Origin of the sequence: Wansuia hejianensis (assembly GCF_014337215.1) — a bacterium.
GTDB classification, from domain to species: Bacteria; Bacillota; Clostridia; order Lachnospirales; family Lachnospiraceae; genus Scatomonas; species Scatomonas hejianensis.
In genome coordinates this window covers 403,234-422,458 of the sequence record NZ_CP060635.1, presented here as the reverse complement: position 1 = coordinate 422,458, position 19,225 = coordinate 403,234, and the positions used below count along the sequence as shown (strand labels likewise).

Below are 19,225 nucleotides of genomic sequence, written 5' to 3'. Positions count from 1 at the left end.
TCTGATTAAAGATAGCTGACGATCAGATCTCCCATCTCGGATGTGGACACCTGCCTGCAGCCATCAGACATGATATCAACGGTCCGGTATCCGGCCGCTAGTGCTTTCTTCACTGCGCTCTCCACTGCATCAGCCTCCGTATCCAGATCCAGGGAATAACGGAGCATCATGGCCGCTGACAGAATCGTGGCAATGGGATTGGCGATATTCTGGCCGGCGATATCAGGCGCCGATCCATGGCTTGGCTCGTACAGGCCGAACTTCGTCTCATTCAGGCTGGCCGAAGACAGCATTCCGATGGAACCCGTCACCATACTGGCCTCATCAGACAAGATGTCGCCGAACATATTCTCTGTCAGGATCACATCAAACTGGGCGGGATTCTTCACCAGCTGCATTGCGCAGTTGTCTACCAGCATGTGCTCCAGCTCCACCTCAGGATAATCCTTCGCAACCTCCTCCACGACAGCTCGCCAGAGCCTGGAAGAATCCAGCACATTTGCCTTGTCGACGCTGGTCACTTTCTTTCTCCGCTTCATGGCGATATCAAAACCGCGTTTCGCAATCCGCCGGATCTCCTGTTCATTATAAGTCAGGGTATCGACAGCCGTTCTCACACCGTCCACTTCCGTCGTCTTCCTCTCGCCGAAATACAGCCCGCCGGTCAGCTCCCGCATGATCATCATGTCGAATCCGCCGCCGATGATCTCTTCCCGCAGCGGGCATGCCGCCCGAAGCTCATCGTACAGATAAGCCGGCCGCAGGTTGGCGAACAGGTTTAGCGCCTTGCGTATCCCCAGAAGCCCTGCTTCCGGACGCCTGGAAGGCTCCAGCTGATACCAGGGCGATGTCTTCGCGTCGCCTCCGATGGAACCCATCAGCACGGCATCACAGTCTTTCGCCTGGCCCACCGTCTCATCCGTCAATGGCACGCCGCAGGCGTCAATAGACGCGCCGCCCAGCAGCAGTTTTGAATAAACAAAGGTGTGCCCATACTTCGTACAGACCGCATCCAAAACCTTCTTAGCCTCATCAACGATTTCCGGACCAATTCCGTCTCCATGGATCAATCCTATTCTGTGTTCCATCGTAATCTCCCTCTTTTCAACTAAAATCATTCACTCACAAACCCCTGATTTCACAGGAAATTCCGGTGTTCGTGTAGCTATAAACTATATCATACTTCATATTTATGGACTTTTCAACAAAAAAACTTAATAATTTCTGTGAAATAATGCCTATTCCGTATTATGAAGCAAGGGAATATCCGGTATTTAAACACTGTCTCTGACGAAACAGCCGGTAATGAGAAACCGTTACAAAAGCCCGTCCCAAAATTGCTTCCGGAACGGGCTTTTGTATAAAATTATCACTTATTTCTTCTTGGTATCTGTGGGCTTAGTGTCCTTCTCGGTCACCGCCGCTGCCTCTTCCGGCTTCTCCACCTGGGCGATCGCAGCCTTTCTCATGGGAATCCTGCAGTTTTTGTTGTTGCCGAATTCTACGATTACATCTTCTTCCGTTATGTCAATCACCACACCGTAAAAACCGCTGTTCGTTACAACGGCATCGCCGATCTCCAGGGCGGAAAGCATGGCCTGCATTCTTTTCTGTTCTTTCTTCTGGGGACGGATCATCATAAAGTACATCAGGGCGATCAACGCCACCATCAAAATAATCATACTCATAGAACCCATTCCACCGCTGCTGGCAGCTGTACTGCTTGCAAAAATCATTTCCATATCCTCCTAATTAACCATTTCGCTCTGCTATTATGCGCTACTACCATAATACACAATCCGACGTTAATGAGCAAGTGTTTTTTGTGCTTAATCCCTTAATTAATTATAAACTGTCCCCATCAGCAGCCGCTTTCTGAGATTAATCCCTCCAGCTTTGCTTTTTTATAAGACGCAAATCTCCCTTCATCCAGAGCCGCCCGTATCTCTGCCATCATTGTATTGTAAAAATACAGGTTATGGAGCACGCACAGCCTCATGCCCAGCATTTCCTTTGCCTTCAGCAGATGGCGGATATACGCCCTGCTGTATCTCCGGCAAGCCGGACAGCCACATCCGTCTTCTATAGGCCTGTCATCCAGTTCATATCTCGCATTCAAAAGATTTAGCCTGCCGTGGTTCGTATACACATGCCCATGGCGGCCATTTCTGCTGGGATAGACGCAGTCAAAAAAGTCCACGCCCCGCTCCACGCCTTCCAGAATATTAGCCGGAGTCCCCACGCCCATCAGGTAGGTCGGTTTATCCTGCGGCAGAAAAGGCACTGTCTCTTCCAGAATATAATACATCTCTTCATGGGTTTCCCCCACCGCCAGGCCTCCTACCGCATAACCGTCCAGCTCCATCTCACTGATCTGCTTCGCGTGGCAGATTCGTATATCCGGATAAATCGCTCCCTGATTGATTCCAAACAGCATCTGGCTGCGGTTTATGGTATCCTCCCTCTGGTTCAGCTCCGCCATTTTCATCTTACAACGCGCCAGCCACCGGGTCGTCCGGTCTACGGAATTCTGAACATATGTCCGGTCTGCCACACTGGAAGGGCATTCATCAAACGCCATTGCGATCGTAGAAGCCAGATTGGACTGAATCTGCATACTTTCCTCCGGTCCCATGAAAATCTTCCTGCCATCCACATGGGAGTTGAAATAGACGCCCTCCTCCTTAATCTTTCGCAAGGTCGCCAGCGAAAACACCTGGAACCCACCGGAATCCGTCAGGATCGGCTTATCCCACACCATAAATTTATGCAGGCCTCCCAGCTTCTTAACCACTTCATCACCCGGACGCACATGGAGATGGTAGGTATTCGACAGCTCAACCTGCGTGCCTATGCGCTCCAGATCCTCCGTAGCCACAGCCCCCTTAATCGCCGCAGCCGTCCCCACATTCATAAAAACCGGCGTCTGGATCGTCCCGTGAACCGTCTCAAACTCCGCCCGTTTCGCTCTGCCTTCAGTTTTTAAAATACGATATTTGCCCATTTTCTTCATCATCCATTTCTAATCTCATAATTCCCATAATAAAATAAACCAGTCCTACCGAAACAGTATACGCAACTTTTCCCAAATACGCAATAGCATTATGGTTTTCTGGCTGTTTCAGAGGGTACGGCGGCTCTCGCCAGAGGTGGGAACCCTGATGGTCACAGACGGTAGGTTTCGATATTCAATAAAGAAATACTGGCACCAATCAGCTACAATCAGCCAGTGACTGCTGTCTGAGACCATACTGATGACACTTTCGGAGAACCATGGTGAAGTGTTTTAAATCACCAGAAAGGCTGGGCATCCAACCTCTCACCCCTCCCTGTGTTTATTCTTATTTAATAGTTTTTAAGGAAAGGTGTGAATTTTACCAATTGTATTTGGGCGAATCTTGTCGTATAATCTTAAGCAGTGATAGATTAGGAGAATGTGATATTTATGAATAACAAAGTATATACCCTGGGAATCGATATCGGTTCCACTACGGTTAAGATTGCCATACTGGACGAAGGAATGAACCTCCTTTTCTCAGATTATGAAAGGCATTTTGCCAACATCCAGGAGACGCTCGCTGCGCTTCTTGGCAAGGCCTACCAGGAGCTGGGAGAGATGCGCCTGAAGCCGGTCATCACCGGAAGCGGCGGCCTGACGCTGGCCAAGCATCTGGAGATTCCATTTGTTCAGGAGGTGATTGCGGTTTCCACAGCTCTGCAGCACTATGCGCCTCAGACAGACGTGGCGATTGAGCTGGGCGGCGAGGATGCCAAGATCATCTATTTTGAAGGCGGCAACATTGAACAGCGCATGAACGGGATCTGTGCCGGCGGTACGGGTTCCTTCATCGACCAGATGGCCTCTCTTCTGCAGACAGATGCCGTCGGCCTCAACGAATATGCGAAGAACTACAAAGCGATTTATCCCATTGCCGCACGCTGCGGCGTGTTTGCTAAAACTGACATACAGCCTCTGATCAATGACGGGGCCACTAAGGAGGACCTTGCAGTATCCATTTTCCAGGCAGTTGTTAATCAGACGATTTCCGGCCTGGCCTGCGGCAAGCCCATTCGTGGACATATCGCCTTCCTGGGCGGCCCGCTCCACTTCCTTTCTGAACTTCGTACATCCTTCATCCGGACTCTGAAGCTGGATGACGAGCATACCATAGTTCCCGAGAATTCTCATCTGTTCGCGGCTATCGGATCGGCCATGAATACCGCCGAAAGCTCTGACATATCTCTGGAAGAGCTGAAGCAGCGTCTGGAATCCAAGGTCAAGCTGGACTTTGAAGTCGCGCGTATGGAACCGCTGTTCGCCAGTCAGGAGGAATATGCTTCTTTCCTGGACCGCCAGAGTGTCAACAATGTGGCGACGGCAGATTTTTCCTCCTACGAGGGCAATTGCTATCTGGGCATTGACGCAGGCTCCACGACGACTAAGGCCGCCGTAGTAGGCGAGGACGGCTCTCTTCTGTACTCCTTCTACAGCAACAACCACGGAAGCCCGCTGGCCACATCCATCCGGGCCATCCAGGAGATCTACCAGCTGATGCCGGACTCCGCCCATATCGCCTATTCCTGCTCCACCGGCTACGGTGAAGCTCTGATAAAGGCCGCCCTGATGCTGGACGAGGGGGAAGTGGAAACAATCGCACACTACACGGCGGCGGCTTTCTTTGATCCGTCGGTAGATTGTATCCTGGACATCGGCGGACAGGATATGAAATGTATTAAAATCAAAGATCATGCGGTTGACAGCGTGCTTCTCAACGAGGCCTGCTCCTCCGGCTGCGGTTCTTTCATAGAGAATTTCGCTCAGTCCTTGAACTACAGCGTACAGGACTTTGCCAGAGAGGCTCTTTTTGCCGAACATCCCATCGACCTGGGCACCCGCTGTACCGTATTCATGAATTCCAAGGTGAAGCAGGCCCAGAAAGAAGGCGCCACCGTAGCGGATATCTCCGCAGGATTGGCATATTCTGTAATCAAAAACGCCCTTTACAAGGTAATCAAGGTATCCGACGCCTCCGAACTTGGGAAACACATCGTCGTGCAGGGAGGCACCTTCTATAATGATGCGGTTCTGAGGAGTTTTGAACGAATCGCTGAATGCGAGGCAATCCGGCCGGACATCGCCGGAATCATGGGCGCCTTCGGAGCCGCCCTGATCGCCCGTGAACGGTATGAAGGCAAGAAAAGCTCCATGCTCCCCATTGAAAAAATAAACACCCTGGAATATTCTACGAAGATGGCCAACTGCAAGGGGTGCACCAACAGCTGCCGTCTGACCATCAACCGTTTTTCCGGCGGACGCCAGTACATCAGCGGCAACCGCTGTGAACGGGGAATCGGCAAGGAAAAGAATGCGAACCACATCCCAAACCTGTTTGAATATAAATACAAGAAGCTATTTGACTATACGCCTCTCTCTGAGGACGAGGCTCCCCGGGGCAAGGTGGGCATCCCGAGAGTTCTGAATCTCTTTGAAAACTACCCGCTGTGGTTTACCTTTTTTACCAAACTGGGGTACCAGGTTGTGCTCTCTCCCACTTCCACCAGGAAGATTTACGAACTGGGCATTGAATCCATTCCCAGCGAATCCGAATGCTACCCGGCCAAGCTCGCCCACGGCCATGTGACCTGGCTGCTGCGCCAGGGTGTGAAATACATATTCTATCCCTGCATTCCTTATGAGCGAGACGAATTTGACGGGGCCGTCAACCATTATAACTGCCCCATTGTAACCTCCTACGCGGAAAACATCAAGAATAATGTGGATGAGCTGAACGATCCTTCCATCACCTTCCAGAACCCATTCCTGGCGCTGACTAGCGAAACTGTTCTGGCCGACGAGCTGGTAAAGGTCTTTCCTCAGATCCCCGAAGATGAGATCCGCATGGCCTGCCGCGCGGGCTGGGATGAAATGGCCCGGATGCGTGAAGACATCAAACGGAAGGGCGAAGAAACCCTGAAATGGATGGAAGAGACAGGGCACCGCGGAATTGTACTCGCAGGCCGCCCTTATCACATCGATCCGGAGATCCATCACGGCATTCCGGATATGATTAATTCCTACGACATCGCCGTCCTGACAGAGGATTCCGTCTCCCATCTGGCGCCTCTGGAACGGCCGCTGCGCGTCAATGACCAGTGGATGTACCATACCCGGCTGTATGCAGCCGCCAATTACGTCAAGACCCGGGAGGATCTGGACCTGATCCAGCTGAACTCCTTCGGATGCGGCCTGGATGCCGTCACCACCGACCAGGTATATGAGATTTTGACCAGAAGCGGTAAAATCTATACGTGCCTGAAGATCGACGAGGTCAACAATCTGGGCGCCGCCCGGATCCGTGTCCGTTCGCTTCTCGCAGCGCTCCGCGCCAGGGATAAGAATCCAGAACAGCGGACCATCAAGCCGGCCTCCATCGAAAAAGTGGTATTTACGCCGGAGATGCGCAGGAACTACACGATCCTCTGCCCGCAGATGTCACCGATCCATTTCGAGTTGATCCAGCCCGCCTTTAACGCCGGCGGCTATACACTGGAGATCCTTCCGAATGATAATAAAGAGGCGGTGGATGTGGGCCTGAAGTACGTGAATAATGACGCCTGTTATCCGTCCCTGATGGTTGTCGGCCAGATCATGCAGGCTCTGCTGTCCGGCAAGTACGACTTACATAAGACCGCAGTCATCATGACCCAGACCGGCGGAGGATGCCGGGCTTCCAACTACATCGGATTCATACGCAGAGCACTGAAGAAAGCAGATATGGCCTACATTCCGGTCATCTCTCTGAACCTGAGCGGTCTGGAGAGCAACCCAGGCTTCAAGATCACGCCGAAGCTGGCCATGCGTGTGGTCTATGCGGCTGTATTTGGAGATATACTGATGAAATGTATCTATCGGATGCGCCCCTACGAGAAAGTGAAAGGTTCTGCCAACCGCCTGCACCAGAAATGGAAAAAGATCTGCACAGACTTCGTCAGCGGCTCCAAGCTGTCTCACACGAAATATAAGCAGATCTGCCGGACCATGATCCGGGATTTTGACCGGCTGCCGATAACCGATGAGAAAAAGCCAAGAGTAGGCATTGTAGGCGAGATCCTGGTAAAATTTCTTCCCGCCGCCAATAACCACCTTGCAGAACTGCTGGAGAAAGAGGGCGCCGAAGCTGTCTGCCCGGACCTGATTGATTTCTTCATGTACAGCTTCTACAACGCCAACTTCAAAGAAAAACACCTGGGCGGTAAAAAATCCACCTCCGTCCTCTGTAATCTGGGAATCAAGGCGATTGAATGGCTGAGAGGCGCAGCCTCCAAAGAATTTGAAAAGAGCGTCCACTTCACACCGCCCGCCAGAATTGAAGACCTCGCAGAGTACGCGACTCCAATTGTCTCCGTCGGCAATCAGACCGGAGAGGGTTGGTTCCTGACCGGAGAGATGATGGAGCTGATACACGGAGGCGTGGAAAATATTGTCTGCATTCAGCCTTTTGGCTGCCTGCCGAATCATATCGTAGGAAAAGGCGTCATCAAAGCCATCCGCAAGAATTATCCGAAATCTAACATCGTAGCCATTGACTACGATCCCGGAGCGTCCGAGGTAAATCAGCTAAACAGAATCAAATTGATGCTCTCAACAGCCAATAAAAACCTGGAATCCGAAGCATAATTATAATTCCTATAGAAAATGCCCTGTGAGCAGTCATGCTGTATTAGCGGTGACTTCGCTCACAGGGCATTTTCTATGGCCGCCTTCCATACAGCGCCCTGTACCCGCAGAATACCAGAAGCGCCAGCACCGCGCCATCTGCCACAAGCAAAACGCCGACCCATCTCACAATCCCCTTCGTAAACAGAAGTGTGAAAACCTCTGCGGAAAGTGCCACAAAACATAAATAATTCGTAATATAATCCGCCATACTTTTCCGGAAAACCGTCCGCCGCTCCAGCCATTGCAGCAAAAACGGCCGCAGCAGGAAGCGGACCAATACGCAGGCTGCCGGATAGGCAAAAATCCATCCTCTGTCAGCCAGCGACGATGCCGTCTCTCCACTCCACTGAACCGGAATCCTCTCCGGCAGCCCCTTATAGGACAAAACAGCCGTCAGAAGGCTGGCCATCACCAAAAGGCCCCAGACAACAGCTCCGCCCCAGAGGCAAAAGAACCCTGCCGCATCCGCTGCAAATACCCTCCTGTTTTCTTCCCAATATTCCGGGAGTTTCCCGATATACCGCTCCACCTCAAAGCTCTCGAAATCATTTTCTTCATTCTTAATCATGCGGGCGCACAGCTCTTTTGCTCTCTTCAGAGCCTCCTCCTGCGCATTCAGGCTGCGCAACTGCTCTTCCAACACCTGCCTCAGCTCCTTCTCATGCCCAATAACTTTCCGTATGCCGTCTACGGGTATCCCAAGCGTCCGCAGAAATGCAATCTTCTGAATCGCCCTCACATCTTCCTCCGAATAATCCCGGTACCCATTCCGGCCGTCCCGTCTGGGACAGAACAGCTTCTCCTTCTCATAAAAACGAATGTGAGAGCGGGAAAGTCCTGTTGTCTCTTCAACCTCTTTAATCGTCATAACGCCGCCTCCTCTTACCCGGAAGTATAAGGTATAAACCTTATTTACAGTCAAGCATATTCAGAAAAATCATCACCCCGCCTATGCTTTTCGTCCGGGAATTCACGCTCCCGCCTTAACGGTTTCTTCACTTTTAAGAGGGCAGCTCACCTCCGCTTTCTGAATTTTCCGGAATATCCTCTTCCCCATATCCCGTCACGTCCGTAATATACTGGCTGTATTCCTCCAGCTCCGCGGACGGGCTATACTCCAGATCAGGATACAGGAACTGATGCAGCTTTATCACATTGCTGCGCAACGTCACCGGCACTACGCAGTCAAGCCCAGTCGCATCCTGAGCGATCTCACCCCAGATATGGTCAAACGGAAATCCCTTCGTGTCCTCAATGGAATATCCCCGGACCGCCAGCCCCAGCTGTATGATGTCCTCTTTGGAAATATTCGTATACAGATTCGGCATCAGGGCATCCAGCGCCGTGTACAGCGTCCCCAGATCCGAGGTTTTCAGCTTGTCAACCAGTTTATACAGGACTGCTCTCTGACGCAGGGTTCTCCTGAAATCATATCCCTGTCCCTTGCGTATCCGCATATAGGATACAGCCTGGACGCCATTTAGATGGTAGGTTCCCTCCACCTCAGGCTCTATGCGGGTATATTCCTTCCCTGTAACCTGAGAAGTCTCCACACAGTAATTATTCACATGAACCGTCTCATCAGCAGTCAGCGTCATATCAATACCGCCTAACAGATCAATCATATCCGCCATGACTGAGAAATCTACCGTCACAAATTCCGTCACGTTCAGATCCAGATTTGTGTTAAGCATACTCAGAAACTGTTCTGCCCCTCCCCGGTTATACGCGGCGTTGGCTTTTTCAAAATCCCCCTGGCTGACTCTCAGATAGGTATCCCGGTACAAGGACACGATTTTAATCCCACCCGTATCATTATTGATCACGACGATCATCATGGTATCGCTGTTTCCGGTATCTTCCACATCTTCCCGCGAATCCACGCCCACCAGAGCGATGGTACGGTATCCGGTCAGATGGGGGTTCTGGGACGGGTCCTGATTCTGTACAGAAGAATTCACCTGTACATTTCCAAAATCAATTTCCGCCTGGTTCACTTTGTCGAGAGTTGCACTCAGCTTAAAGTATAAAAACAGGCCGCAACCCACCAGTGCTGCCAGAACCAATTCGATAATCAATATATTTCTGGCAGTGCGCTTCCTTCTTCTACGTTTTTTTCTTACAGACATTTTTCCGCCTTTCCTGTAACGCAATGGATAGCAGTCAGTGATATCTAACGATATACTTTTATCATTCTCAGCACTTTCACCAGTTTGCTCCCCATAGGGAAGCGAAGCATTTCCTCTTCTGTAGTCCTTGATACAATCACATACAAGACCAGATAGGCCAGCACGGCCACCAGCACGGCAATGACCAGGGAAATAAACGGCCGCCTTGTCAGATGAAACAACCCGTAATACACGGCTGCAGCCACCGCTCCCATCAGCGCCGACGCCACCAGCGGCTCCACATACGTCTTTCTCAGCTCGTTCCGGTGCCCCAGATATTTTCTCAGAGCAACCCCGTTCATCACGCAGTAAATCACTGAAAAAAGAATATTTGCCAGCATCACCCCATAGATATCCATCTGCGGGAATATGAGAAGCAGAATCGTAAGCACTATCAGATTCACCACCAGGGCGATCCCTGCATTGATCAGGGCCACCTTCTGTTTCCCTATGGACTGCAGCACGCTTCCGGTAATGGTAGCCAGCGCTGTGAAAATCACATATAAAGCGCCTGCCATCAGCAGCCTGGAAGCCAAAACCGTCGCTGACGGGAACAGCACGCCCATGATCGGGAAAGCCAGGACCGTCAGGCCAACAGTCGCGGGAATACAGATGAACATGGTCAGACGGATAGTCTGATTGATCTGCCGGTTGGCTTCCTTCATGCTGCCCGTAGCATACCTGGATGAGACCTCAGGCATCAGGGCAGATGCGCTGGCTGACGCCATCGCCAGGGGAATATTGATGATGGGAAGATAGTAATTGCTGAATTCCCCATAAGCAGCGGAGATGCTGTCCGCCGCGATGCCGTGCATCCCCTGAACGCTGGAATATATATAGCTGTCCAGATAATTGCTGGCATTATTGATAAACGTTGTGAAAATAATGGGAGTCACCATAAAGAAGATGATCTGAAACACTTCCCCATAGCTCTCCTCTCTTCTATGCCTGTCCCTTGCCGTCTGCCTTCCGAAAACCGGACGGTTCAGAACGAACACAAACAGCATGAATAAAAGCCCCGTCAGAACACCCGCACCTGTTCCCAGCGTACCGCCCATGGCTCCATAGACGGCAGCATCCGTGCCTCCGGCAGGCGCCAGGTTCTTAATCAGAATCCAGGCTGCCAGCACGCTGACAACCGCGTTGACAATCTGCTCCGCGATCTGTGAAATTGAGGTGGGAGTCATCGTATGGTGAGCCTGAAAATACCCCCGGAACACGCCCAGTATTGCGGAAAGGAAAATCGTAGGCGCCAGCACCTGCAAGGCGGGCACCGCATTCTGCTGATTCGCGGGAAGCAGGATGCCGCCGCCGAAGAACGCCACAAGCGCTGTCACACCGCCCACAAGGACCGCATACAGCAAAGCCCCTTTAAAAACCTTATGCGCATTTTTATATTGTTTCAGCGCCAGCCGCTCCGACACGATCTTGGAAACAGCCATGGGAATACTGTAGGAGGATATCAGCAGCAGAATCGAATACAGGTTGCTGGCATATCCATAATAGCCTAGTCCTACTGACCCCAGCACCGCTCCCAGCGGGCGGCGGTAAATCAATCCGATAATCCTTGAAATGATCGACGCGATCATCAGAATTGATGCATTTTTTATCAGTGTGTTCTTCTTTGACATGCTCTGTCTCCCTTGCCCAACAGATATTTTCTTATGCTTTAATATTCTCGATCTGCCAGTCTACCGGCGTGATGCCGTTCCGGGCCAGATAGTCATTGGCCTGTGAAAAAGGCCTGCTGCCGAAGAATCCACGGTAAGCAGAAAGCGGGCTGGGATGCGGAGCCTCCAGCACCAAATGCTTGGGATTGTGAATCATCGATTTCTTCATCTGGGCCGGTTTGCCCCAGAGTATAAAAACCATGGGCCGGTCCTGCTCTGCCAGCACACGGATGGCAGCGTCAGTAAATTCCTCCCAGCCAATATCCCGGTGGGAATTGGCCTGATGGGCCCGGACGGTCAGAACCGTATTCAACAGCATGACGCCCTGTCTCGCCCATTTTTCCAGATATCCATTATTGGGAATATAGCAGCCCAGGTCATCCTCCAGCTCCTTGTAAATATTCACCAGGGACGGCGGAATTCCCACGCCGGGCTTTACAGAAAAGCACAGGCCATGGGCCTGCCCCTCCTCATGATAGGGGTCCTGCCCCAAAATCACCACCTTCACCTGGTCCAGAGGCGTGAAATGAAACGCATTGAAAATGTCGTCAGCCGGCGGATAAATCCTCTTTGTCCGGTATTCTTCACCCACAATGGTAAACAACTTCTTATAATAAGGTTTCCGAAACTCCCCCTGCAAGGCCTTTGCCCATTCTCCCGCAATCGGCGGCATCTTCTCTCCTCCTCTCTGTTCCTCAGCGCCTTACGGATACTCCGCGGCCGCTAAGGTATTCCTTTACCTCCCGTATCTCCAGTTCCTTATAATGAAACAGGGATGCCGCCAGAACCGCATCCGCCTTCCCGTCTGTCAGAGCTTCATAGAAATGCTCCAGCTTTCCCGCGCCTCCCGAAGCAATCACAGGTATTTTTACGGCTTCCGCGATCCTGCGTGTCAGCTCAATATCATAGCCGGCTTTCGTTCCGTCGCAGTCCATACTTGTCAGCAGGATCTCTCCTGCCCCCAGCCGCTCCGCCTGCGCCGCCCATTCTACCGCGTCCATTCCCATGTCCACCCGTCCGCCGTTCTTATAAATATTCCAGCCGCTTCCGTCGCCCCGGCGCTTGGCGTCTATGGCCACCACCACACACTGGCTGCCAAATTTGAAGGCCGCCTCGCTGATCAGACGCGGATGGTTGATTGCCGCAGAATTAATAGAAATTTTGTCCGCTCCTTCCCGGAGCAGCATCTTGAAATCATCGACTGTGCGGATTCCTCCGCCCACTGTAAACGGTATGAACACATTTTCAGCAACCCGGCGCACCATATCTACCACTGTGCCCCGCTGATCACTGGAAGCTGTAATATCCAGAAAAATCACTTCATCCGCTCCGGCCTTGTCATAGGCCTTTGCGATCTCCACCGGATCACCAGCATCCTGCAAATTCACAAAATTGACGCCCTTTACCACCCGTCCGTCATTCACATCCAGGCATGGAATAATCCTCTTTGTAAACATCCTCATGCCCCCTTTCCGATTGATGCAAAATTTTTCAGGATCGTAAGCCCCACATCAGAGCTTTTCTCAGGGTGGAACTGGCATGCAAAAACATTCCCCTGTTCCACGGAGGCATGGATTCTAGTGCCATATTCCGCTGCGGCACGTACAATCCCCTCGTCAGAGGCTTCTAAATAATAGGAATGGACAAAATATACATATGGCTGTCCTTCAATCCCCCGAAACAACCGGCCATTGTTCTGTAGCTCCAGCGAATTCCATCCCATATGGGGGATCTTCAGCCCCTCTTTTTCCGGAATACGAAGAATCTCACCCTTCAGAATCCCAAGTCCGGGTATCCCCGGACTCTCTTCACTTCTCTCAAACAGCAGCTGCAGCCCCAGGCATATCCCCAGAAAAGGCGTTCCCCTGTCAGTGATCTCATGGATCACCGGAACCAGACCAAACCTGTTCAGATTCTCCATCGCGTCCCCAAAGCTGCCCACTCCCGGAAGGATCACTCTGTCAGCGGCCAGCAGCTTATCTCTATCCCTGGTCAGCACCACTTCCTCGCCCAGAAGCTGCAGTGCCTTCTCCACACTCTTAATATTGCCCGCATCGTAATCAATCAATGCTATCATTTATATTTTCCTCCACCAGTTCAGGCCAGAACAGGCTGCGTCCGCGCCTTAGCCAGCAGCCAGAATAAACCAAAATATAGGAGTATTTTAACACAAACCTACATAAATTGCAATTTCCTATGCAGAAGCCGTCCCGATTCCAGAATATCCTCTTTTTTCGTACATTCCACCGTCCAAGTCAGTCCGGGGTTCCCCCTCTCCAGGGCCGGAAGCACCTCATCCAGCGGTATATTCCCCCGCCCAAGAGCCCGGTGGGCATCGCAAGAGCCATCGTTATCATGAACATGGACATGACGAATATGCCCGCTCAGCCTCTCTGCCCATTCCAGAACCGGATGCTCAGAAAAGCAATGGGCATGCCCGATATCCAGGCACAGGCCAAAATCTGGATGGCTGATCTTCTCCGCCACTTCCAGGAGGCCGGAATACTCCGGATCAAACACATTCTCCATGCAAACTGTGATTCCCGATTTCCCTTTCAGAAATTCTTCCCAGAATTCAACCATTCTCACGGCCCATCCTTCCAGATATACTGTAGCTGGAATCAGTCCGCTGTGATAAACGACTCTGTCTGCACCGAGAATCCGCGCCGCTTCATACGCCTGCTCAAACCGTTCCTTCGTCACCTGGCGCACTCTGCTGTCAAAACTCATGGGATTCAGGTCCAGAAAAGGCCCGTGAACGGAAAGCGGAGGGTTCCCCAGATCCCTGAGGTCTCCCCTGGCAATCTCAATCTGCCGGCTGAATTCATCCAGATTCATCGCCACACTGAAACGGATTGTCTCGACCCCCATTTCCGCCAGTTCCAATACCTCTTTTAATTCTTCCTTCGGTATCAGATCCGAAGCATAGCACTGTCCCATAATCTGAATATCCTTTCCTATTTAATGGCAGTTCTTCGCCGGCACCGTTCCCAGATACCATTTCTCATAACTGAAGCTCATTATAACACGTTCCCTTCTTGCTTGCAAACTGGCGGAAACAATGCTATTATTACCCTGTTAATCAGAATTTTACAAAGGAGCTTACTCACATGAATCACCAGAATATCCGCAATTCTTTTCTTCTCCTGCTTGCCGCCGTCATCTGGGGCGTGTCTTTTGTCGCCCAGAGCGTCGGCATGGAATATATCGGACCCTTCGCATTTAATGGTATCCGCTGCCTGATCGGCGGCCTGGTGCTGATCCCGGTCATTCTGCTGCTAAACCGCAATAAAGCTTCCGGCCAAAAGGAAGCAGAACTCTCAGGTCATCCCGTCAACCGTCATAACTGCCTGCTGGCCGGCGGGATAATCTGCGGCATCTGCCTGTTTCTCGCCAGCACCTTCCAGCAGTTTGGCATCCAGTACACCACCGTTGGGAAAGCAGGCTTTATCACTGCCTTCTACATTATACTGGTGCCCGTATTCGGCCTGTTTTTGAAGAAAAAATGTACGCCTCTGATCTGGATATCCGTCCTCCTGGCTCTGGGCGGCCTGTACCTGCTCTGCATTAAGGATGGGTTTTCCATCGGCCTCGGCGATATTTATGTATTTATCTGCGCAATCCTGTTTTCCGTACATATTCTCGTAATAGACTATTTCTCCCCGCGGGTTGACGGTGTGAAGCTGGCTTGTATTCAATTTTTTATCTGCGGAGTTCTGTCAGTCATCTGCATGCTTATTTTTGAAAGTTCCACCACCCTGACGGCTGTCCTGTCGGCCTGGAAGCCCTTGCTCTATGCAGGAGCCCTTTCCTGTGGGGTGGCTTACACGCTGCAGATCATCGGACAGCGGAACATGAATCCCACAGTGGCCTCACTGCTGCTCTCCATGGAATCCTGCATATCAGTCATCGCAGGCTGGCTGATCCTGGGCCAGGCGCTCACCCTGCGGGAGATAGGCGGCTGTGTGCTGATGTTTATCGCCATTGTCCTTGCACAGGTGCCTGCTAAAAACCCCTTTACATCTGGTAATAAAAACTATATAATGTAGATAGTTACTTCGCAAATTTATCACACATAAAGAGGTATTTCATGAAGATTGATACAAAAGAAATGCTGCATGACATTTTAAGGGAAATTGCTGCGCTGGATTATATCAAGCCGGATTCTATTCCAAATATCGATCTGTATATGGATCAGGTTACGACTTTTATGGATGAACATCTGGCCAACAGCCGGCGTCATTCGGAAGATAAGATTCTTACGAAAACCATGATTAATAATTACGCCAAGAACCATCTGCTGCCGTCACCTCAGAAGAAGAAGTACAGCAAGGAACATATGCTCTTGCTGATTTTTATCTACTATTTCAAGGGCATACTGTCCATCTCCGACATCCATACACTGCTGGGCCCTCTGACGGATCAGTTCTTCTCCCAGGAAGAAGGCCTCACGCTGAAGGATATCTACAATGAAGTATTCGGCCTTGAGCGCACACAGATGGAACATCTGATGCAGGATATTGTTCAGAAATTCGAGCTGTCACAGACCACCTTCCAGGATGCCCCCGGAGACAAGCAGGAAGAGCTTCAGTTCTTTTCTTTTATCTGCCTGCTCAGCTTTGATGTTTATATGAAAAAACAGATGATTGAACGGATGCTGGACCGGATACAGGGTCCTGAAAAGCCTTCTTCCGATGACATACAGGCATGAAATAACAAATACCAGATACAGAAAACCTTTTGGGTCAGTTCCGTATCTGGTATTTTTATTATGAAAACAGCTTTTCAATCCTTTTCTGGCCGCTCACCAGCAGCTCTGAGATCTTATCGGGTTTTTCCTGCATTTCCAGAAAAAGATCTTTGATAATCAGTTCGATCTCTCTGGGCTTCACCAGCTTCTGTTTCCCCCTGTAAGGGTAGATTCTGGACCGGGAGCTCTTCTGACCGCTCTCACTCAGCGTCAGCCAGGGATACAGCTTAATCAGCTCATGATTCTTATGGGGGTAGACGACCGCAGACTGTCCCGACAGAATCGTCATATAGTAGCTATTCTGACGGCCGCTGCACCAGTCAAAAAACTTCTCGATTGCCTCCATCTTCTCTGTTCTGGGATTGACCCCCAGGTTCCATCCAACATTGGCCGGCATCCTGCCAGGCATCTGGCTGTAGCCGATTTTCGTAATGATATCGCTGTGAGTCTCATCCCTGATCTTCGATGCATATTCACTGAAGGAGATCATCATCGCTATTTTACCGTTTCCGAAGTCCTGGAATACTTTGTCACGGGAAGTTTCCGTCGCGTTCTGGCAGGTATAGGAGGCTGTCTCCAGAATACTCTGAAAACCCCGGATATTCTGAGGCGTGTTCAGCGTCAGTTTGCCATTCTCATCCAAGAGCCCGCCGCCAAAACTCCAGAGCCGCACCAGAATCTCCAGTGTCAGATCCTCCGTGAGGCCGCCTTCTATGGCCGTCCCGGCCAGGGTGGGTGAATCCGGGTTGTATTTTCGGGTAAAAAATTTAGCAATCCCGTTAAATTCCGTCCAGGTTGCGGGTGGACGCAGGGGCAGGTGATGCTGCTGCTGGAACGTCCTCTGGATAGACGGAGTCTCAAACAGATCCCTCCTGTAAAACAGAAGATGTGTTCCGCCTATGATCGGCACTCCATAACAGACGTCGTGATAGTAACAATTGCTCAAATTCTTCTTCATGAATCTGGCTTTCAACTCCGGCCGGTCCTCCAGCAGATTCGTCATGTTCTTCAACACGCCGGCATTCGCCAGGTATCGCAGCCAGGATACGTCATAGACACAGATATCATAAGAACTCTCCGGCTGATCCGCTTCCTGAACAATCCGGTCGAACAGCTCCTGCAGATCACAGGTCTCAAATTCCACGTCAATCTGTGTCTGCAGCGTAAAATTCTCTGCCAGAAGCTGGATGGCCTGGATGGAATTCAGTGTCAGCGAGGTGGCCAGTATGCGAAGAACGTCGTTTTTCTTCTCCGGCCTATTCCGCGGCGCAGGTCTGACTGCCTCTGGTATTTCCAGTCTGGACTCTTCCAGATCTTCCAGGTTATCATCCAGCAGATGGAATTCCTTCTGAAACAGCGCAGGCGCCTCCATGTCTTTTAAAAGAAGGCGTGTACACTGCTCTCCCATCGCATAGGCCGAACGCGAGGTGTGCAGCACACCGGGATAAGAATTTGAACGGTTCCATGTTTCCTCTCCGAGCGTCAGCACGCATATATCTTCCGGCACTCTCAGCCCACACACCCGGAAAGCCTCCAAAGCTCCCTTCAGGATAGATTCCGAGGGGGTGATCACTGCCTGAGGAGGATTTTTTATCAACTGCTGCATCGTTTCACGGAAAGAGCTTTCCTTAGAGGAATCTGTATGCACTACCAGCGCTTCATCCACTTCTTTTCCCTTGCTCTTAAGCGCGTCTTCATAGCCTTTGATGGCGCTGTACGCAGGAGGGAGCCTCCAGGGGCCGGTAACCACGGCAATCCTTTCATAGCCCTTTTCCAACAGCTTCTGTGTCAGGTAATAATATGATTTATAATTATCAAAAGCCAGGAAGTTCACGTTCAGGCCTTCCGGACAGTGTTCAATAAAGACGTTTGAAATATTTCTCTCCAGTACATTTTTCCTGAAATAATCTGCATTTTCAGGCTGACAAGTGTCAATAATCAAGCCTCTGACATTTTTCCCGACAAAATCATTGATAATCTTCCGCTCCATCTTCGGTGAATTATAGGAAAACGCCACTGTTACCGAATAGTTCTTCCCTTCTGACTGATCGACAATCCCCTTAAGAATCTCCGAACGGTAATAATCGTCAATATCAGGAAATACAACGCCTATTTCCATAATCGATTCACTTTTCAGACTTCTGGCAGCAGCATTGGGGACGTAATTCAGCTCTTCAATGGCCTTCATCACTTTACTTCGGGTAGCAGCCGAAACGGATTTTGTCCCATTCACACAGTATGAAACTGTCGCTATGGAAACTCCCGCCCGTGTTGCCACTTCTTTTAATGTAATCACTTCACTGCTCCTTTCTCTATTTATCAAACTGCTCTGTTTTCCAGATATTGGGCCCTACACTTAGGATAAACCGGGCTGCCTTTCCTTAGCGCGAAGGCATTGGCTCACTTAGCGAATGAAATGAGCTTAGTGAACAAGCCCACATCGTGTTGCGCATCCCCCGAAGGGTTTTATTTCATAGGATGAACTTTCCTATGAAATAACAAAAGGCCGCCGCCTCATGACTGTCCATTCATGAAACGGCGGCCTGCGCTCTCTCTGGCTCATTATCTCTCAGTCCAGATGGTAAATCTCCTCCATGTCGGACCAGAATTCGCCTTCGTTGCGGTCATCCAGCGGCTGCATCAATGGCTTTACCAGACTCCACCAGTGCTGGGTAGTCGGATCGGCTGCCATTTTCTCCATATCAGCCTCATAGTCATCCCCATCATATTCAAAGTAGGAAAACATGTAGTCGCCCCTCTGATAGATCGAATAATTTTTTAAATTACATTCCTTGATCATCTCATTCACACCTGGAAGGGGATTGGCGTGATAAGCTTTGTACTGCTCCAGCCCTTCCGGCTTGATTTTAATCATCGAACCAAATCTGCGTACCATACAGGCTCCTTCCTTTCAGAA

At 50.7% G+C, this 19,225-nt stretch carries 15 protein-coding genes; 3 read left to right on the top strand and 12 right to left on the bottom strand.

From position 1 onward, the window contains the following. Nucleotides 1–5: 5 nt before the first annotated feature. The 3 genes from leuB to tgt form a co-directional block, all read right to left on the bottom strand. Entirely contained in the window at nucleotides 6–1,088 is a 1,083-nt protein-coding gene (gene leuB, locus H9Q79_RS02005; RefSeq protein ID WP_118642440.1) for a 3-isopropylmalate dehydrogenase, read from the bottom strand. Between the two features lie 285 nt (nucleotides 1,089–1,373). Then, nucleotides 1,374–1,697 (bottom strand): preprotein translocase subunit YajC, encoded by a 324-nt coding sequence (yajC, locus tag H9Q79_RS02000; protein ID WP_456341163.1) that lies wholly within the window; start codon nucleotides 1,695–1,697, stop codon nucleotides 1,374–1,376. A 164-nt stretch (nucleotides 1,698–1,861) separates the two neighbouring features. Next, the gene (gene tgt / locus H9Q79_RS01995) at nucleotides 1,862–3,004 is read right to left on the bottom strand and encodes a tRNA guanosine(34) transglycosylase Tgt (RefSeq protein WP_249329680.1); all 1,143 of its coding nucleotides are present in this window, start codon (nucleotides 3,002–3,004) and stop codon (nucleotides 1,862–1,864) included. A 441-nt stretch (nucleotides 3,005–3,445) separates the two neighbouring features. Between tgt and H9Q79_RS01990 the strand changes: the two genes are divergently transcribed. Beyond that, the gene (locus H9Q79_RS01990; protein ID WP_249329092.1) at nucleotides 3,446–7,678 is read left to right on the top strand and encodes a 2-hydroxyacyl-CoA dehydratase; all 4,233 of its coding nucleotides are present in this window, start codon (nucleotides 3,446–3,448) and stop codon (nucleotides 7,676–7,678) included. 73 nt (nucleotides 7,679–7,751) lie between these two features. Here the strand turns inward: H9Q79_RS01990 and H9Q79_RS01985 are convergent, their stop codons facing one another. The 7 genes from H9Q79_RS01985 to H9Q79_RS01955 form a co-directional block, all read right to left on the bottom strand. Continuing rightward, the gene (locus H9Q79_RS01985; RefSeq protein ID WP_249329091.1) at nucleotides 7,752–8,588 is read right to left on the bottom strand and encodes a MerR family transcriptional regulator; all 837 of its coding nucleotides are present in this window, start codon (nucleotides 8,586–8,588) and stop codon (nucleotides 7,752–7,754) included. Between the two features lie 133 nt (nucleotides 8,589–8,721). Beyond that, on the bottom strand, nucleotides 8,722–9,849 hold the full coding sequence (locus H9Q79_RS01980) for an LCP family protein (protein ID WP_118642446.1): 1,128 nt from the start codon (nucleotides 9,847–9,849) through the stop codon (nucleotides 8,722–8,724). Nucleotides 9,850–9,893: 44 nt separating this feature from the next. Next, entirely contained in the window at nucleotides 9,894–11,519 is a 1,626-nt protein-coding gene (locus H9Q79_RS01975) for a putative polysaccharide biosynthesis protein (protein ID WP_249329090.1), read from the bottom strand. 31 nt (nucleotides 11,520–11,550) lie between these two features. Then, nucleotides 11,551–12,231: a uracil-DNA glycosylase gene (locus tag H9Q79_RS01970; protein ID WP_249329089.1), complete on the bottom strand. Its 681-nt coding sequence runs from the start codon at nucleotides 12,229–12,231 to the stop codon at nucleotides 11,551–11,553. A 22-nt stretch (nucleotides 12,232–12,253) separates the two neighbouring features. After that, on the bottom strand, nucleotides 12,254–13,015 hold the full coding sequence (gene hisF / locus H9Q79_RS01965; RefSeq protein WP_118642452.1) for an imidazole glycerol phosphate synthase subunit HisF: 762 nt from the start codon (nucleotides 13,013–13,015) through the stop codon (nucleotides 12,254–12,256). 2 nt (nucleotides 13,016–13,017) lie between these two features. Then, nucleotides 13,018–13,635, bottom strand: a complete 618-nt coding sequence (gene hisH / locus H9Q79_RS01960) for an imidazole glycerol phosphate synthase subunit HisH (protein ID WP_118642454.1) — start codon at nucleotides 13,633–13,635, stop codon at nucleotides 13,018–13,020. 98 nt (nucleotides 13,636–13,733) lie between these two features. Next, nucleotides 13,734–14,498, bottom strand: coding sequence for a sugar phosphate isomerase/epimerase family protein (locus H9Q79_RS01955; RefSeq protein WP_118642456.1), 765 nt, complete (start codon nucleotides 14,496–14,498; stop codon nucleotides 13,734–13,736). A gap of 170 nt (nucleotides 14,499–14,668) precedes the next feature. On the opposite strand from H9Q79_RS01955, the gene H9Q79_RS01950 reads away from it, so the two are divergent. Next, nucleotides 14,669–15,607, top strand: a complete 939-nt coding sequence (locus H9Q79_RS01950) for a DMT family transporter (protein WP_118642458.1) — start codon at nucleotides 14,669–14,671, stop codon at nucleotides 15,605–15,607. A 41-nt stretch (nucleotides 15,608–15,648) separates the two neighbouring features. Next, the gene (locus H9Q79_RS01945) at nucleotides 15,649–16,269 is read left to right on the top strand and encodes a DUF1836 domain-containing protein (protein ID WP_118642460.1); all 621 of its coding nucleotides are present in this window, start codon (nucleotides 15,649–15,651) and stop codon (nucleotides 16,267–16,269) included. Nucleotides 16,270–16,327: 58 nt separating this feature from the next. Here H9Q79_RS01945 and H9Q79_RS01940 read toward each other — a convergent pair whose 3' ends face one another. Next, nucleotides 16,328–18,604, bottom strand: coding sequence for an extracellular solute-binding protein (locus tag H9Q79_RS01940; protein WP_249329088.1), 2,277 nt, complete (start codon nucleotides 18,602–18,604; stop codon nucleotides 16,328–16,330). 273 nt (nucleotides 18,605–18,877) lie between these two features. Beyond that, nucleotides 18,878–19,204 (bottom strand): L-rhamnose mutarotase, encoded by a 327-nt coding sequence (locus H9Q79_RS01935; protein WP_249329087.1) that lies wholly within the window; start codon nucleotides 19,202–19,204, stop codon nucleotides 18,878–18,880. Between the last annotated feature and the right edge of the window lie 21 nt (nucleotides 19,205–19,225).

Coding starts and splice junctions, on each gene's coding strand:
- yajC (WP_456341163.1), bottom strand. CDS start 1,697: ATGGGTTCTATGAGTATGATTATTTTGATGGTGGCGTTGATCGCCCTG.
- H9Q79_RS01975 (WP_249329090.1), bottom strand. CDS start 11,519: ATGTCAAAGAAGAACACACTGATAAAAAATGCATCAATTCTGATGATC.
- hisH (WP_118642454.1), bottom strand. CDS start 13,635: ATGATAGCATTGATTGATTACGATGCGGGCAATATTAAGAGTGTGGAG.
- tgt (WP_249329680.1), bottom strand. CDS start 3,004: ATGGGCAAATATCGTATTTTAAAAACTGAAGGCAGAGCGAAACGGGCG.
- H9Q79_RS01950 (WP_118642458.1), top strand. CDS start 14,669: ATGAATCACCAGAATATCCGCAATTCTTTTCTTCTCCTGCTTGCCGCC.
- H9Q79_RS01970 (WP_249329089.1), bottom strand. CDS start 12,231: ATGCCGCCGATTGCGGGAGAATGGGCAAAGGCCTTGCAGGGGGAGTTT.
- leuB (WP_118642440.1), bottom strand. CDS start 1,088: ATGGAACACAGAATAGGATTGATCCATGGAGACGGAATTGGTCCGGAA.
- H9Q79_RS01945 (WP_118642460.1), top strand. CDS start 15,649: ATGAAGATTGATACAAAAGAAATGCTGCATGACATTTTAAGGGAAATT.
- H9Q79_RS01985 (WP_249329091.1), bottom strand. CDS start 8,588: ATGACGATTAAAGAGGTTGAAGAGACAACAGGACTTTCCCGCTCTCAC.
- H9Q79_RS01955 (WP_118642456.1), bottom strand. CDS start 14,498: ATGGGACAGTGCTATGCTTCGGATCTGATACCGAAGGAAGAATTAAAA.
- hisF (WP_118642452.1), bottom strand. CDS start 13,015: ATGTTTACAAAGAGGATTATTCCATGCCTGGATGTGAATGACGGACGG.
- H9Q79_RS01980 (WP_118642446.1), bottom strand. CDS start 9,849: ATGTCTGTAAGAAAAAAACGTAGAAGAAGGAAGCGCACTGCCAGAAAT.
- H9Q79_RS01935 (WP_249329087.1), bottom strand. CDS start 19,204: ATGGTACGCAGATTTGGTTCGATGATTAAAATCAAGCCGGAAGGGCTG.
- H9Q79_RS01990 (WP_249329092.1), top strand. CDS start 3,446: ATGAATAACAAAGTATATACCCTGGGAATCGATATCGGTTCCACTACG.